The following is a 16,355-nucleotide window of genomic DNA, read 5'->3' on the forward strand; positions in this document are numbered from 1 at the left end:
CAATCGGGTGCCGTTTATTTCGTGCGATACAACGAGCCTGCGACACCCTCCCGCTCCTGCTTCTGTCCTTGGGAGTGAAGATACAGCTCTTCGTAATACCCATGGGAATCCAGCAGTTCCTCATGGGTCCCTTGCTCCACGATTCGGCCTCTGCTCATGACCAAGATTCGGTCCGCCCCCATGATGGTGGATAAGCGGTGGGCAATGACAAGGGTCGTCCGCCCCTCGGCAACGAGCTGCAGCGCATTCTGGATGAGCTGCTCCGTGTGCGAATCCAGGTTGGCGGTCGCTTCGTCCAGAATGAGAATTTTGGGCTGGAACACGATGATTCGCGCGAAGGAGATCAGCTGCCGCTCGCCGGCGGACAAGCCGCTGCCCCGCTCCGACAACCGGGTATCATAGCCTTCCTTCATCCTCATGATGATCGAATCCGCACCGATAAAGCGGCAAGCCTCGATCACCCGTTCCCTTGAGATGGTCTCATCGAACAACCGTACATTGTCCAGTACCGTGCCGGAGTAGAGATACGGCTCCTGCTGAACAAGGCCTACCATCCGGTGCAGGTCAGACTGTGCCAGCTCCCTAATGTCGATTCCATCAATCCGAATGCTTCCTTCGTTCACATCATAGAAACGGCATAGGAGACTGATGAGTGAGCTTTTTCCCGCTCCGGTGGTTCCGACGATCCCGATCATCTCTCCGGGTTTGATATGGAGATCCAGGTCCTGAATGACCGGCGCCCCGCCTTCGTAACCGAACGTGATCCGGTCAAAGTCAACGCGTCCCTCAACTTTTGCTTTCTCAATAGTCACCGGCTTGCGTTGATCGGTAACCTCAGGCTGAATCGCCAGGAGGCCCCATATCCGGTTAATCGCCACCGTTGCCGATTGCAGCGTATTCCACTGCTGGGTGATCGTGTTGATCGGCTGGAAGAATAAACGGATATACGTTATAAAGGCATACAGCACGCCGAACTCCAGCGTCGTCCCCAGGACGGCTTGTCCACCGAGCCACGTCACGAATGCAATCGCCAAGTTGTTCAAAATTTCGTAGGAGCGGTTAAACAGCACGTTCGTCCGGATCTCCCGGATGTTGGCTTTGAAATAAGAGTCGTTCCGTTCCTCGAACTGCTTCTCCTGCTCCTTCTGCTGATGGAAAACTTGAATCAGATTCATCCCCGAGAGATTCTCCGCCACAAAGGCCACCAGCCGGGATAACCTTGTTCTGGCCATCTGATAGGTATGGCGCATATAACGCCGAAACGCAATGGCGATCCCCGCAATGATCGGCAGCAGGATCAAGCAGTATAAGGTCAGCGTGACATCCAGCTGGAACATTAAGACCAGAATGAAGATCAAAGTGAATCCGTCGCGGAACAGGCTGAGCAGCACCTGGTTAAAAAACTGGTTGATCGCTTCGGTATCACTGGATACGTGCGTAATCAAGCTGCCGCTCGGCACTTTATCGAAATAAGACATCGACAGCTTGGATATATGGGCAAACAGCCGTTTGCGAATGCTCGCTACAATGCTCTGCCCCGCCTTTTGCAGCAAATTATTTTGCAAATAGGTGAACACCATACTGAGCAGCGATAATGAAAAATAGATGCCGCAGATGATCATCAGGCTCTTGTAATCGTTCTTGCCGACCATCAGATTATCGTCGATTGCGATTTTCATCAGGTACGGCTGCAGCAGCTCTGCCGATATGGCAACCAAGGTGCAGCCGATAAACCCAGCAAAGGTCAGCCGGTGTTCCTTCATATAACCCGACAAAGCCCGGAACGTGGATATATACTTGGGCTTGGACTGAGGGGCATTCAGATCCGCCTTCTGGTCCAGCTGCCAATTGTTAATGGCCTGTGCCATGAAACTTCATCCCCTCTTCCTGAATGTCATGCAGCGTTCGGTACAGTCCGTCCTTCGACAGCAGTTCTTCATGCGTACCCCGCTGAACGATCTCTCCCTGATCCAGGACGATGATCTCATCGGCATGTTTCAATGCACTGATCCGGTGGGCAATAATGATCGTGGTCTTCCCAGCGCGGATATCGCGAATCGTCTCCATAATTTCGGTCTCCGTCACCGCATCGACGGCGCTTACGCTATCATCCAGAATGAGGATAGGTGCATCCTTAATCATCCCCCGTGCAAGGCTTGTCCGCTGCCGCTGTCCTCCGGACAGCGTAATGCCTCGCTCCCCAAGGCGGGTTTCGAACTTGTCCGGAAACTCCGCGATGTTGTCATACACCCGTGCTTTTCGTGCCGCTTCCTCAACGACAGCCGGATCCGTGTCCCGTTTATAGAAGGCAATATTCTCGCGGATCGTCGAGCTGAACAGGAAGCCGTCTTGAGGAACATAGGCAATCCCTTCGCGCAGGCTTTTTAATGTAAGCTTCCGAATATCCACGCCCCCGATCAGCACTTTCCCCGGAGGCGGGTCGTAGGTACGCAGCAGCAGCTTCATCAGCGTAGTCTTGCCGCTTCCCGTTCGGCCAATGATGCCCAGCGTCGATCCAGGCGAAACATCCAATTGAATGCCGCGCAGAACCTGTCTGTTCCCCTCCTCTTGACCATTCACATCATCATAGGAGAAGGATAAATCACGCACTTCGATGCCTGGAATCTCCTGATTCAGCTCCTTGGCACCAGGCAGTTCCTTAATGTCGGCCTGCTTGCCAAGCAGGTCGTTCAATCGGTCAAGCGAAGCCCTTGCGCGCTGAACGACATTAATGACATTGCCAATCTGCTGCAGCGGATTCATCAGCATACGGATGTAAAGCGTCAATGCGACAAAGTTTCCGACCGTAATGCGGCCCAGAATCGTCAGGTAACCGCCGAATAAGAGGGCGATAATGAGTGAGGCGGCGCCCAGAAACGGAATGATCGATTGAAAGAGCGATGACACGCGAACCAGCCGCAGCTGCTTGTCCCGGATGCGGTCCACCGTCGTCCCAAAGCGCCGTTTCATCGTGTCTTCCACCGCGAACTTCTTGGTGACACGGATCCCGCCAAACTGCTCCTCTGCGGATTCCGCCATCAAACCCAGCGCTTCCTGAACCTGCAGCGATCTTCTCCTGATAATCGGCCCAAGCCAAACGACAATTACCGGAATCAGCAGCAAGGGAGCGATGCTCGCAGCCACCAGATACAGCGGTACGTTCGTTATTAGCAGCATGACGATCGTGGAGACCAGAAGGATGGAGGCGTTTGCCGTCTGATTGATCCCCATCGAGATCGCTTCCCTTACCGTCGTCACGTCGTTCATGAAATAACTTAGCAGCTTGCCGACGCCGTTCTTGGAATAAAACCGCTCGCTGAGCCCCGTAAAATGGACAAACAGGCGGCGCCGGTTCATAAATTCGAAATAACGTCCCGTGTACATGACCAGAAACTGGCCGATCCCGCCGATGACGGCAAAACCGACGCCGATACCCAGCAGCGTCCAGCTGTACTGCACAACGCCGCCGACCGACAATAAACCATCTTTCAATTCATCCGTGAAATTGCCCAGTACCCTCGGGAAATTCACGTGGATGATATTGGCTACCAAGTGACAGCAAATCGACAATACGTAAAATGGCCACGTCTTCCTGAAAAAGTCTCCAAGTATTCGATGAGAGTCCAATGTCCCATATCACTTCCTGTCCTGTTATTGGATTATTCAGTCCGTTACGTTCCTCCTTCCATACGTTTGCTGTGATGCTCCCATATTAATAGTTTCTAGATATAAAGGAGTCCTCCTTCCTAAACCGCCTGATGTTTTATTTAAATTTAGACATAACGTCAATCAAGGTCATTTGAGTCCAATAAACTAAAGAAAAAGCCGCGCTCATGGGCCGCGGCTCTGGATAACGATATTCTTACGTATGGCACTGCCCTGATCCGGTTTACGCCGGGCCGGCCAACCACGCCGCGGGCTCGCCGGAATAGGTCAGCAGCAGCTTATGCATCGCCCGGGTACAGGCAATGTAGAGCAAACTTCGATCCATCTCGGTACGATAGTTTGCGGCGCCCGCAAAAGGAACGATAACCTGGTCGAATTCCAGCCCTTTGGCCATATGGGCGAAGGTGATCGTGATTCCCTCCTGAAAGCGGTCGCTGCTAAAATCGAGCAGGTTCACATTGTCCGTTAACCCTTTGACCGACTCGTACACCTGCCGGGCTTGCGATGACGTTTTGCATATGATCCCCATCGTCTGCATCCCGGAATTCGGAAAGTTTCGGGTGTGTTCTTGAATGAACGCCAGCTCCTGCGCCGCATCATGACGCCGGATCAGCAGCGGTTCTTCACCATGCCGCTCCACGGGTATCATGGTGCTGCGCGGATGGATCCGCTTTGCAAGCTTCATGATTTCCAGCGTGGAACGATAGCTTTTTACCAGCTCGATCGTATCGGCTTGAGGAAACACGCGCTGGATATCGGGCAGCGAGGTTGAAGTATACACGTTGACCGATTGGTTGCCGTCGCCGAGAATCGTCTTTTTGCAAGCAAACCATTTGGAGATGACGGCATACTGAATCGGAGTATAATCCTGCATTTCATCGACCAGCAGATGCTTTACCATATCGTAGGAGGCACTCCCCTCCAGATGCATCTTGAGATAAATCATCGGAAAAACGTCAGCGTATTCGATCGTTCTCCTCCCCTTCATGATGAACAGATCCGGTATGTTCCGATATGAGAAGAATGCCTTGTACAGGCTTAACGCATTTTGATATTTGAACATTTTTCGGATCGCGGCTTTGACTTTATTGGCTTCCGCCGAAGTCAGCCTCTCGCCGTCCTCCGTACGGGCCTGCCCCGACAGGACCGAGGCGGTCTTCTCCAATCGCTGCCTGACCGGCAAACTCATGGTGCCCAGGTATTTATCCATGACCTCCGAGGCCGGTATGAGCACCCCCTGCATCTGAATATCCATTGGCTGGAAAAATTGCCGATCACCATATTCCAGATAAGCATCCAGCTCATGCACAAAATCCAAACCGGCCTTGTACCGGATCCGTTCGATGGCCTGCTCGTCATGGGCGTGTACGATTTCGTCCACCTGTTCGGAGAAGGTCTGGAACTGGCATAATCCTCCCAACTCTTTGGCAGCAAGCTCCTCCATCGTGACCTCCATGATTTTCTCTTCGCCAAGCTCCGGCAGCACGCTCGATATATAATCCGAGAACACTTTATGCGGGGATATGATTAGCACGTTGCTGGAAGTCAAGGTTTCCTTATGGCGATACAGGAGAAAGGCCACCCTGTGCAGGGCCACCGAGGTTTTGCCCGAGCCTGCCGCTCCCTGAATGATCAGCTCATGCGCGGTTTCGTTTCGGATGATGGCATTTTGCTCCTGCTGGATGGTAGCCACGATATTCTTCATCTTCTCGTCCGAGTTGCTGCTGAGCTCCTTCTGCAGCACGTCGTCATTGATGTTCATGGAGCTCTCGATCATATATTCCATTTGGCCGTCTTTGATTTTATACTGCCTTTTGACGGTAATTTCGCCCTGCAGCCTCCCCATGGGCGCTTCATACGACGCAGGGCCGGCATTGTAATCATAAAACAGGCTGGCAACCGGCGAGCGCCAATCATAGATGAGATGCTCCTGACTCTCCGGGTTCGTGAACGAATGGGTGCCGATATAGTAGGCGCCTTCTTCTTCCTTCGGTTCATTCGTACGAAAATCCACCCTCCCAAAATAAGGCGAGGCAAGCAGCTTGCGCATCCTCTGCAGCCTGGCCGCCTGTTTCTCTCCGGTATCGATCGACAAAGAAATATCAACCCGGTTGGCCGCACGCTCCGCCGCATCCAATTGGGCCATGTTGACCCACAGGTATTTCTTGGCTTCAATGATATCCTTATACGAATCGGACACCTTCCCCTCTAATTCCTCCGATGCCCGTTGAAGCTTCTTTAATACCAATGCAAGATATTCCTGCTCTGCGTTTTCGTTTGGATTCAGCACTCCGATTTCCCCCTCTTCGCTAAAGAATAGCTCTAAGTATAGGGGTTTCCCGAAAAAAATATAGACTTATACTTTCCGTTGTAGTATTGTGTATTTATCGTGGGTCCAAAAATAGCGATACGATGGACATAGACTGCAAATGACGTACCATAGATAAAAACCAGGCTGCATGCTCATGCAGGCCTGGTTTTTTTGTGCTTGTTACCGCTCGTTTTTCGTCTGGTACAGATAAAGCGTAAGCGGGGCAAATATCCCCATAAACAGCACGCAGACTCCGATTCCGCTCATGATTTCGGCCGTTCCTGCCGTACCGCTCATCAGCGCCCTAACGGTGGTAGCCGCCATACTGACGGGATTCAGATCAATGAGGGTCGCTGTCCATTTCGGCATCGTCGACGAATCCACCAGAATGCTGCTGGCGAACAGCAGCGGATATATCGCGATCATGCTGGACCCCGACACCGTCTCCGGCCGCTTGGCCACGACGCCGACCAGCGCAAATATCCAGCTGACGCTGAAGGCAAACAACAGGATGAAGGCTATGGCGCACAACACCTGAATGGCACTGCCTTCGGGGCGGAAACCCAGCGCCACGCCCGTACCGAGGGCAGCAGTAACGCCGGCCGCATAACGCAGCCCATCCGTAAGGATGGAGCCAATCACGGATGCGGGCTGCCAGAAGGGCAGCGTTCGGAAACGATTGTACACCCCTTTGGTAATATCCGAGCATATCGTGGTTCCGCTGTACACGGTCATGGGAACGACCGTCAGGATCAGGATGCCGGGCAAGAGGAATTGAATATAAGCCCCGGTTGACCCGGCCATGGCACCGCCGAACAGGTAACTGAAGATGAGCAGCAGCAGAACCGGCGACAGAACCGCATCCATCACTAGACCAAACCCGTTATGCTTGGTATGCTGCCAGGTTCTCCACATAAAGATTCGGATCGACGTCAGGATAGAGGGAGGATCGATGACCGCTCGCCGAACCGTCGGCAAGCCGTCCTTATTCGCTGTCGCTGTATGCTGGTTTGCACTCATGGAGCGCCTCCTTTCGACTTTTGGTCAGTGACAGAAAGACCTCATCCAGACTCGGCTCGCTTAAGGCAAAATAGTCAATGGCGAACCCGTTCTCCATCAGCGAATGGATGGCCTGATGGGCTGCAATCGCATCCTTCACCGGGATCTTATGTACCAACGGATGATCGTCCTGCAATACGGTCAAGGCGTGCGCCTCGTATAACCACGTACCCAGTTTATCCCGATCGGCCTGCTCGTTGAATTGGACGGTTAACGTCCTGTCGCCAATCGAAGCCTTCAATTGCCGAGGCGTCCCTTCCGCTATCAAATTCCCCTTATCCATCACGGCAATCCGGTCCGCCAGTTGATCAGCTTCCTCCAAGTATTGGGTTGTGAGCAGCACCGTAGTCCCCCGTTTCAAGAGCGACCTTACAACATCCCACACTTGAACACGGCTTTGCGGGTCTAGGCCCGTCGTCGGCTCATCCAGAAAAATAACATCGGGCTCGGTAACGATACTGGCGGCAATATCCAGCCGCCTCCGCATCCCGCCGGAGTAATGCTGCACCGCGCGATCCTTCGCTTCGCTGAGTCCGAAGGCTTCGATCAGCTCCTCGCTTACGGACCGGGCCGCTTTTGCCGAATGACCGTAAAGCCTGGAGATCAGCTTTAAATTCTGAAGACCGGAGAGTCCTTCATCCAGTGCCGCAAACTGGCCTGTCAGGCTAATCCTTCTCCGAACGTTTCGGGCATGGTCCACGATATCAAATCCGGCTACGCTGGCGCACCCGCCATCCGGCTTTATCAGGGTGGATAACATATGGATGGTGGTTGTTTTTCCGGCGCCGTTCGGACCTAACAAGGCAAAGAGCTCTCCTTGTTCGACTCGCAGATCGATGCTTCGAACGACCTCCGTTCCGTTATAGGATTTACGAAGCCCTTTCGTTTCAATGGCGTAAGACAAGTATCACATTCCCTTCTCTTCCTTTATCATCGCGGTCTCCATCATCTTAAGAAGGCCAGCTCTTAAAAATCGTCCAGATGATCACGGACCCAATCGGCAAGCGTTGCTGCCGGCCGCCCCGTGACCTCCTCCACCGTCGGCAGTACCGTATAACCGATCTCGGGCGGATTTTTTCCCATTTGCACAAAAAACTCAATCGACTCTTCGTCGTAGCCCTGCTCTCTCCATTGCTCTCTCGCCTGTTCCTCGGTCAGTTCGAGAAAACGGATCTCCTTGCCTGTTACCTCGCTTATGATCCGAACCGCTTCCGTTCGCGAGAGGGCCTCCGGTCCCGTAAGGAAATATTCTTGGCCATGGTGACCTTCCTCCAGAAGTGCGGCAACGGCCACGCGAGCGATATCGGCTTCATGGATTCTCGCACTCAACGCATGGCCGAACGGCTCGCGGACAACGCCTTCGTCACGGATCGATTCCTGCCAATCGGTCAGTATATTCGCCATAAACTCACCGGGCTTGAGCAGGGTCCATTCCATTCCGCTGTTTCGCAGAGCTGCTTCTACGGGACCTTCTTCATAGCCCACCAATACCGTGACCCGCTTTACGCCCGCCTTCTCGGCCAGCTCGATAATCCGCGGATCCGTCTGAAGGGTTCCGTAAGCCTCATCGCTGGAAATGATCAGATGCATCGCGGTTACGCCTTGCAGCGCGGGGATCAGACTATCCGGGTCATTGAGATTGCCGGCATACATCTGAACGTCCTCGGGCACTTTCGCCTGCTGCGGATGGCGTGAGATCGCTCTCACTTCGTTTCCTTGCAGCACAAGCTGCTGCACGATGTGTTTTCCAACGGTTCCGGTAGCGCCTGTTATCAAAATGGTCATATGGAAATCCTCCTTGTTCGTTGATTAAAGGTACGCGTATATTGGTTGCGTCATGGTTCGTAACGTTTACGGATGTCCTCCAGCTCTTTCAGCAGATCTTCCTTCAGTTCCGGCGGCGAGAGGATCTCCACCTTGGCACCGTAGCTTAGGATCACCGAGATTGCATACGCTTTGGTGTAGAAGATGGTTTGGACATCCAAGCATCCCTCGCTGGAGGCGCATGCATCCGGAAACTGCTCGATCACCCGCGGACCGGCGGACGGATCGAAACGAAGATGCGCCTCAATTCCCTGCATTTCCTCTTGCTCCTCCCGCTCCAGGCCCTCTCTTCGGAGGAACGTGTTCTCGGATATTTCAAGACCGGTTATGCGAGATACCCTGAAAATTCGCTTCGACTGCTGGAGCAAGCAGTAAGCCTCCAAATACCAGACGCCTTGTTCCCAGTACAGCTGCAGCGGCTCCACTTGCCGCTCTGAGCGGCTGCCGGATGCGCTGGTATAATGAAGGGTTATCAGGTTCGAGCTTTCAATGGCTTTCAACATTTGCCGGACCCATGTCCGCTCATGTTCCGACGTGCTCATCTCGACTATGATTTGTTCATGACATCCTCCGTTCAACAGGGCAGGCTGCAGGGTTCCGAGCTTATTCATGATCGCTGTATATCTCCCTTTCACAGTCCCTTCGATGCCCTTTAAGAGATGATAGATAGCCAAAAAGTCATCCACGGAGAAGTGCTGCCTCGTCAGGTAGAACCCGCTCATCAGTTCAAACCCGCCATCCGCACCGGGATAGGAAGCGATTGGAATGCCGGCCTGATTGATGAGGTCCACATCGCGGTAAATCGTGCGAACGGAAACCTCGTACCTAGCCGCCAGCGCCGTGGCGGTCACTCTTTTTTTGGTCAATAACTCCATCGTAATGCCAAGCAGCCGGTCCAGCTTCATCGTTTACACTCCTTGCGTTTCGTCCTTTTTGACTTCTGAATCGAATGTTAAACCATAAATCCTGACATCTAGCATGTCAGGATTAAATTACGTTCCCGTTGAAATAGGGATTATTTTTATGAAAAGCAGCAGATGAGGCGGGACAACAAAAAAGCCCCGTATCACGGAGCTTCCTGCATAGATTATATCATATTCAGACGGTCTCACTGCTGCTGAAGCCATCGGATGGCAGCAAGCTTTTTCCGCTGCTATAGCGAACGGCAACGTGTTGCGGTTTTACGCTTTCCACTCGACCCATTGGCCATCCTGCGGAATTTCGATTCGCGAGCCAAGGCCTTCAGCTGCCAGACGACCGGACAGCGCTTCTCTTGTCACAAGGCAGTGGTTGATGGCTTCCATATGGACCGCAACGGCCTTCGTATATGGAGCATACCGCAGCAGTTCGATCACATCGTCCTCATCCATGATGATCGGGTCCCCCGCGAGAAACCGGGCGCCGCCGGCATTGACAACCGTCATATCGGGCTTATGTGCATCGAGCGCTTCTTTCACTTCATCGCACCAGATGGTATCGCCCGCTATATAAAGCGTCGGGTGTCCTTCTGCTTTCAGAATAAAGCCGGATACCTGCCCCATCATCTGGCCGATCTCACCGGTTCCATGCCGGCCGCCGGTTCGGATGATCGAGATTCCTTCATATTCGAAGGATTCCGATACTGCCGTCACGGACGCAAAACCCTGTGAAGATAAGGTATCCTCATCTCCCGGTTGGCACAGGATCGGCGTTGACTTCGGCAGTGCGTCGATCGCGTCTTGATCCCAGTGATCCGGGTGCAGGTGCGTGACCAGCACCGCGTTCGGACGGAGCTTGTCAGCCATGGAGAACGGCAGCGGGACAAGCGGATTCCGTCTGTCATTCGCGGAGTTGAAGACGGGCGGGTTCGCCTTGGCATCGCTAAACATCGGATCTACCAGCAGTTCAAGATGGGCGTACTGTATTCTTAACGTAGCATTACGTATAAGCTGAAGTTTCACTTTCATTTCCCCTTTGTTTCAATTAATATGGTTCTTAAACCCATTATAGAGATCGCTATAATTCCTGCCTACGGCTTCGTGAAAGGAATTAGGGGTACTCACTTTCATCGTGAAAGGAACATTCGCATGCCAAGCGCTCATGAATTCGACGAAGTCGATCTTCGCATATTGCAGCACCTGCTCGAGGATGCAAGCCTGTCTCACAAAGCGATCGGACAGCGGGTGCATTTGACGGGACAAGCCGTCGGGGCCCGCGTTCGCAAGCTGCAGGATCTGGGTGTCATTGAAGGCTTTACGCTTCGTTGGAATCCGGACAAAATCGGTCTGACCGTACACGCTTTTGTCACCGTGTTCTTGGCGTTACATACGGCTCACTCACCTTTCCTGTCCTTTATTCAGTCGCACGACATGGTCGCCGAAACCCACCGCGTCAGCGGTGAGGGCTGTTATTTGCTCAGGGTACGGGCGGGTTCGCCCAAGGATTTGAACGATTTTCTGGAAGAGCTTCTGAAGTACGGGAATTATAAAGTCAGCCTGTCCATTGACCAGGTCAAATAAAAAGAAGAAGCAGGCTGTCCCCAGGATCAGCCCGCTTCTTCTTTTTATTCTGTTGTAAATTTTTCACATGATGTAATTTTAATATAATTCCGTTTATTTTACCGCGTTTTCTTCCGCCATCAATTCCCGCGCATATTCGTTCAGATTGATGGACCGGCCTTGATTCAGCCTTGATTTCTCCGCTGCGAACGCGATAAGATGGCTCCGCACGGAGGCGCTTGCCGACGTCAGGCTCTCCTGTCCATTATAGCTCCGAACCTCTCTCAGGAAGCTGGCCACGATCCCGCTGTCGCCCCCGCCATGTCCGCTGGATTGCGAAGGAATCGTAATCTCCGTCTTCTGACCGGTCAGGAAATCGTATACCGTGATCTTGCCTTCCTCTCCCCGAAGCTCGCCGCGGGTACCCATAATTTGGATTCTGCGCTCCTGTTCATGCGTAAATCCGCACATGCTGAACATCGCGGTGGCGCCGCCCTCAAACTCCATATTGACGACCTGATGATCAACGACGTTGTTATCGCTCCGATATACGCAGCGGCCATAGTCCGTCTCGCGAAGCCCCTGAATAATGTTCGGCTTGGTCAGCTCCTGGGTAAAATGCCTTGCCCAGCCCTTGTACTCATCGCTCAAGTAAAACCGTGGAGCGGAATAGGGACAGGTGGGTTCCACTTTGCAATCCAGGCATCGGTCCCCCGAGCCTTCGGGCGCCTGGTCCTCACGAAAATGCATCAACGAGCCAAACGAAGTAACCTGCGTGCAGGGACGGTCCATCAACCAAGACAGCACATCCATGTCATGGCACGATTTGGCCAGAATCATCGGGCTTGCCTTGTCGGAGTTATTCCAATTCCCCCGCACGAAGCTGTGCGCCATATGCCAATATCCCACGTTCTCGTTCAGCTGGATCGAAGCCACCTCGCCGATGGTCCCTTCCTGAAGCACGCGTTTGATGGTACTCCAAAAAGGGGTATACCTCAGCACATGGCATATGGTCAAAAGCCTGTTGTTACGGATGGCAGCCTGCTCCATCTCCAGGCATTCCTTCGGCTCCGGGGACATCGGCTTCTCCAAAAGCACGTGATACTGTTTCTCCAAAGCTTGCATGGTTGGACCATAGTGCATACGGTCCTGCGTACAAATGACGGCGATATCGGCAAGCCGGGCCTCGGCCAGCAGCGGTTCCCAGGTTTCGTAACACCGCTCCGGCGGGATGCCATGCTCCTTGGCAAATCGGGTGCGCCGCGCCGGATCGGCCTCGGCTACGGCCACGAAGGCCAGTTCATGCGGGTAGTCCAGGGCATAGGGAGCGTACCCCCCGGCGCCGCGCGCGCCTGCCCCGATCAATATGGCTTTCAATTGTGTCATCTCATGTCGCTCCTTTAATGTTTTGGTCCTTGTCTTATTCGGTATATCGGTCGGCCGCGGATTGATAAATGGACAGATAGCGCTCCGCCCCCATCTTTTGCAGGTTAGCGACATACTGGTCCCAGTTATCAAAAGACTCGTTGCCGGCTATGAATTTATCCCGCATCTCATCCACGTACGTGTGAATGTCGGTCTGGATTCCGGTAAGCTCGGACTGCTCATCGGCCGTAAAGTTAAACGGCGGCCAGACCTTCTCTTGAGGGATGACGTACGGCTCGGCTTTCTTTGCGTTCTCTACGGACGTCGGCAGGCCTTCCGCTCCCTTGAAATACTTCTGCGTCACGAAGCCCGGATAATATCCGCCGGGCCATATCAGATACTGCCCGACCGCTTGGTCCAGGTTAAGCCCTTCCGGATTGTTCTTGATTTCGTCCACGTAATCCACATTGCCGGCCGCATCTTCCTTATACGTTTCGTCTTTCCAGCCCATGAAGAACATGCGGATGCCTTCGTCGCTGTAGAAATAATCCATCCAGCGGATCAGCGCGGCCGGATTCTTCGCTTTATCGGTCAGGACAAACATCCCGATGTTCCCCAGCGGGGAGCCTGTAGCACTGAACATCTGATCGCCGTGCGGCCCCTTCAATACCGGAAGCCCCACATAACCCTCCTGGTTGTAGATGGCGACCGGATCCACGTTATCAACGACGCCGAGAAGGCCTTCAACGCCTTTGGCGTCCACCTCCGTGCTCTTCACGGACATGATATCCTGCTCCAGCAGGCCGTCCTTGTACAGCTTGTTCACGAACTGAAGCAGTTCCTTGTATCTTGGATCCGTCGGAATGAAACGGACCTTTCCGCTCGCCGGGTCGGTATCCACGTTAATGTTCGAGGTTCCGTGATAATTAAGGCCGAACGAACCTCGCAAATAGTTGACGATGCCGGCGGTTCCTACGCCGCCCCAAGCATATTCATCCTTCTGGCCGTTGCCGTTCGGGTCCTTCTCCTTAAACGCCTTCAGCATATCGTAGAATTCATCCAGCGTCTGCGGCTCTTGAAGGCCAAGCTTGGTCAGCCACTCCGTCTTCACCCACGGCGTTCCGTACAGCACGGACCGGAATTCCGGATCATACAGCGTCGGCAGCCCGTAAATGTTGCCGTCCGGCATCGTAATCCCCTTCTCGATGACCGGATATTTCTCCATCAACGCTTTAAAATTCGGCGCGTATTGATTTATCAGGTCATTCAACGGGATAAAAGCGCCCTGCTTGCCGTACTTCAGCAAATCCGCCCTCGGGAATGCGGAAGCATAGAACATCTCCGGATAATCGCCGCCGGCAAGCAGCAGGTTGCGTTTTTCGGCCAAATTGTCTTTATGCACCGTGTCCCACTGCACCTTGATATTGGTCATTTTCTCATATTCCTGCCACAGCTTGATGTTGTTCCAGTCGGCATTGGCAAAGAACTTTCCGGCAAAGCCGGTCACCGTCATCTTGTCGTCGACAATCGGAAATCCCGTTTCATTTATCGCGGATTTCCCTTCACTTGAAGGGTCCGATTGAGCCGTTCCTCCCGAGCCTTTTGAGCTGCAGCCGACCGCCAGCGATACCGACAACATGCAGGTCAACAGAAGACTTCCCCATTGCTTCAGCTTCATCCGTAATCCTCCCCTTTATCGTGTTCCATCCATTTATCCATGCAAGGAATTTATCCTTTGATGGCCCCGATCATCACGCCTTTGACAAAATATCGCTGCAGGAACGGATAGAGCGCCAGCACCGGAATATTGGCCACGACCAGCACCGCGTACTTGATGCCCTCCACTTCCCTTTGCTGCTTGATCGCCGATTCGGTCGACATTTTGACCATGTCGTTCGTTTGTCCCTGAATCAGGATTTCGCGCAGGATGAGCTGCAGCGGAAATTTATCTTTGTCCGACAGATACAACAGTGCATTGAAGAACGCATTCCAATGACCGACCGCATAGAAGAGAATGGTCACCGCGATAATCGGCATGGACAGCGGCAATATGATCCGGGTCAATATTTTGATGTTCGAGCAGCCGTCGATGGTCGCGGCCTCCTGCAGCTCGCCGGGAATGGACTGCTGAAAGAAGGTGCGCATGATGATGATGTTCCAGATGGATACGGCATTCGGGATAATCATGACCCAGAGCGTGTTCAGCATGCCGAGGTTCTTGATCAGTAAATACGTCGGAATGAGTCCTCCGCTGAAAAACATCGTGAAAACCAATAGTGCCATGATGGCATTTCGCCCGACAAAATCCTTCCTCGACAGCGGATAGGCCGCAAGAATGGTCATCGTGAGGTTGATGAGCGTGCCGAGCGATGTGTACACCAGCGTGTTGGTAAAGCCGCTGATGATATCCTGGTTCTGGAATATTTTCGCGTAGGAATTCAGGTTGACTCCCTTTGGCCACAGCAGCATCTCGCCCCGGAGAACCGCCTGCGGGTCGCTAAACGATGCGCTGAGCACAAAAAGCAGCGGGTACATGACGATGACGGTGACCAGGATCAGAATCGCATAGTTGATGACATTAAAAATACGGTCCCCTCTGGATTCAATTTGCATGGTTCGATGCTCCCCTCTTTACCAAAGACTTGTTTCGCTAACCCGCTTCGAAATAAAGTTCACCGCAACCAGCAGTATGAAATTGATGACGGAATTGAACAATCCGATCGCCGCGGAGAAGCTGTACTCGGCGTTCTGGATCCCCATTCGGTAGACATAGGTGGCAATGATATCGGAGCTCTCCATGTTCAGGTTGTTCTGCATCAGGAGCACCTTCTCGAATCCAATGCCCATGATGCTGCCCATGTTCAGGATCAGGAGGATGATGATCGTAGGCATGATGCCCGGGATGTTAATATGCCATATGCGCTGAAGCCTGGTCGCACCGTCGACACGCGCGGCTTCGTGCAGTTGGTTGTCAATGCCGGCAAGGGCAGCCAAATAAATGATGGAGCTCCAGCCCATCGTCTGCCATACATCCGACAGCACGTACAGCGACTTGAACCAGGATGGCTCCGTCATGAAATTGATCGGCTGGCCGCCGAACATTTCAATGAAATGGTTGATGATGCCGTAACGGGGCGATAAGAAGATCATCATCATTCCGACAACGACCACGGTAGAGAGAAAGTGAGGAGCGTAAGTGATGGTCTGGACGAATTTCTTGAAACGTTCGGCCCGTACCTCATTCATGAGCAAAGCGAGAATAATCGGGATCGGAAAACCGACGGCCAGGCTGTATAAACCGATGCCCAGCGTGTTCTTGATCAAGCGCCAGAAATAATAGCTGTTGAAAAATCGGTCAAAGTGCTCGAAGCCGACCCACGGACTGCCCCATATTCCTTGCGTTGCAATAAAGTCCTTAAAGGCGATCTGGATGCCGTACATCGGAACGTACTGGAACAGGACGTAATAGGCGATGACCGGTGAAATCAGGGCATAAAGCTGCCAATTGCGAAGGATGCGATTCCACATGAAGCGCTTACGCTTCGTCTCGGATACCGCATTTGCTGCGGGCTGCAGGGTCATATTTGCCAATGAGCATCACCTCGGTATGTATTGGTTAATCTAGAACGGCAACAAAGCAAACCATAACGTTC

At 53.0% G+C, this 16,355-nt stretch carries 13 protein-coding genes; 1 reads left to right on the top strand and 12 read right to left on the bottom strand.

Going from position 1 to position 16,355, the window contains the following annotated elements:
- Positions 1-14: 14 nt before the first annotated feature.
- The 8 genes from GYMC10_RS23360 to GYMC10_RS23395 all read right to left on the bottom strand — a co-directional run bounded on the left by GYMC10_RS23360 (position 15) and on the right by GYMC10_RS23395 (position 10,800).
- Positions 15-1,868: an ABC transporter ATP-binding protein gene (locus GYMC10_RS23360; protein WP_015736804.1), complete on the bottom strand. Its 1,854-nt coding sequence runs from the start codon at positions 1,866-1,868 to the stop codon at positions 15-17.
- A complete protein-coding gene (locus tag GYMC10_RS23365) occupies positions 1,852-3,627 on the bottom strand; it encodes an ABC transporter ATP-binding protein (protein WP_015736805.1) in 1,776 nt (591 codons plus the stop codon). The genes GYMC10_RS23360 and GYMC10_RS23365 overlap by 17 nt, the downstream gene beginning before the upstream one ends.
- A gap of 262 nt (positions 3,628-3,889) precedes the next feature.
- Entirely contained in the window at positions 3,890-5,956 is a 2,067-nt protein-coding gene (locus GYMC10_RS23370) for a HelD family protein (protein WP_015736806.1), read from the bottom strand.
- 201 nt (positions 5,957-6,157) lie between these two features.
- Positions 6,158-6,997, bottom strand: coding sequence for an ABC transporter permease (locus GYMC10_RS23375; RefSeq protein WP_015736807.1), 840 nt, complete (start codon positions 6,995-6,997; stop codon positions 6,158-6,160).
- The gene (locus GYMC10_RS23380) at positions 6,963-7,940 is read right to left on the bottom strand and encodes a daunorubicin resistance protein DrrA family ABC transporter ATP-binding protein (protein WP_015736808.1); all 978 of its coding nucleotides are present in this window, start codon (positions 7,938-7,940) and stop codon (positions 6,963-6,965) included. Before GYMC10_RS23380 ends, GYMC10_RS23375 begins: the two co-directional genes overlap by 35 nt.
- Before the next feature lie 62 nt (positions 7,941-8,002).
- Positions 8,003-8,821, bottom strand: coding sequence for an NAD(P)H-binding protein (locus tag GYMC10_RS23385; protein ID WP_015736809.1), 819 nt, complete (start codon positions 8,819-8,821; stop codon positions 8,003-8,005).
- 50 nt (positions 8,822-8,871) lie between these two features.
- Positions 8,872-9,765 carry a helix-turn-helix transcriptional regulator gene (locus tag GYMC10_RS23390; RefSeq protein WP_015736810.1) on the bottom strand — a complete coding sequence of 298 codons (894 nt, stop codon included), beginning with the start codon at positions 9,763-9,765 and terminating at the stop codon, positions 8,872-8,874.
- A gap of 276 nt (positions 9,766-10,041) precedes the next feature.
- Positions 10,042-10,800 (bottom strand): MBL fold metallo-hydrolase, encoded by a 759-nt coding sequence (locus GYMC10_RS23395; RefSeq protein ID WP_015736811.1) that lies wholly within the window; start codon positions 10,798-10,800, stop codon positions 10,042-10,044.
- Between the two features lie 126 nt (positions 10,801-10,926).
- On the opposite strand from GYMC10_RS23395, the gene GYMC10_RS23400 reads away from it, so the two are divergent.
- Positions 10,927-11,358, top strand: coding sequence for an Lrp/AsnC family transcriptional regulator (locus GYMC10_RS23400; protein ID WP_015736812.1), 432 nt, complete (start codon positions 10,927-10,929; stop codon positions 11,356-11,358).
- 93 nt (positions 11,359-11,451) lie between these two features.
- On the opposite strand, the gene GYMC10_RS23405 is transcribed toward GYMC10_RS23400, so the two are convergent.
- Genes GYMC10_RS23405 through GYMC10_RS23420 form a run of 4 tightly spaced genes read right to left on the bottom strand, consistent with a single transcriptional unit; the run spans position 11,452 to position 16,293 of the window.
- Complete coding sequence (locus GYMC10_RS23405; protein ID WP_015736813.1) at positions 11,452-12,723, bottom strand: Gfo/Idh/MocA family protein; 1,272 nt, start codon at positions 12,721-12,723, stop codon at positions 11,452-11,454.
- Between the two features lie 34 nt (positions 12,724-12,757).
- Positions 12,758-14,380, bottom strand: coding sequence for an extracellular solute-binding protein (locus GYMC10_RS23410; protein WP_015736814.1), 1,623 nt, complete (start codon positions 14,378-14,380; stop codon positions 12,758-12,760).
- Positions 14,381-14,430: 50 nt separating this feature from the next.
- Positions 14,431-15,315, bottom strand: coding sequence for a carbohydrate ABC transporter permease (locus GYMC10_RS23415; protein WP_015736815.1), 885 nt, complete (start codon positions 15,313-15,315; stop codon positions 14,431-14,433).
- Positions 15,316-15,333: 18 nt separating this feature from the next.
- The gene (locus GYMC10_RS23420; protein WP_015736816.1) at positions 15,334-16,293 is read right to left on the bottom strand and encodes an ABC transporter permease; all 960 of its coding nucleotides are present in this window, start codon (positions 16,291-16,293) and stop codon (positions 15,334-15,336) included.
- Between the last annotated feature and the right edge of the window lie 62 nt (positions 16,294-16,355).

Origin of the sequence: Paenibacillus sp. Y412MC10, from assembly GCF_000024685.1 — a bacterium.
GTDB lineage: Bacteria > Bacillota > Bacilli > Paenibacillales > Paenibacillaceae > Paenibacillus_AQ > Paenibacillus_AQ lautus_A.

What these genes read in the sequence shown, in the direction of transcription:
- GYMC10_RS23405 (WP_015736813.1), bottom strand. Translation starts at nt 12,723, where the DNA reads ATGACACAATTGAAAGCCATATTGATCGGGGCAGGCGCGCGCGGCGCC.
- GYMC10_RS23410 (WP_015736814.1), bottom strand. Translation starts at nt 14,380, where the DNA reads ATGAAGCTGAAGCAATGGGGAAGTCTTCTGTTGACCTGCATGTTGTCG.
- GYMC10_RS23415 (WP_015736815.1), bottom strand. Translation starts at nt 15,315, where the DNA reads ATGCAAATTGAATCCAGAGGGGACCGTATTTTTAATGTCATCAACTAT.
- GYMC10_RS23360 (WP_015736804.1), bottom strand. Translation starts at nt 1,868, where the DNA reads ATGGCACAGGCCATTAACAATTGGCAGCTGGACCAGAAGGCGGATCTG.
- GYMC10_RS23390 (WP_015736810.1), bottom strand. Translation starts at nt 9,765, where the DNA reads ATGAAGCTGGACCGGCTGCTTGGCATTACGATGGAGTTATTGACCAAA.
- GYMC10_RS23375 (WP_015736807.1), bottom strand. Translation starts at nt 6,997, where the DNA reads ATGAGTGCAAACCAGCATACAGCGACAGCGAATAAGGACGGCTTGCCG.
- GYMC10_RS23385 (WP_015736809.1), bottom strand. Translation starts at nt 8,821, where the DNA reads ATGACCATTTTGATAACAGGCGCTACCGGAACCGTTGGAAAACACATC.
- GYMC10_RS23400 (WP_015736812.1), top strand. Translation starts at nt 10,927, where the DNA reads ATGCCAAGCGCTCATGAATTCGACGAAGTCGATCTTCGCATATTGCAG.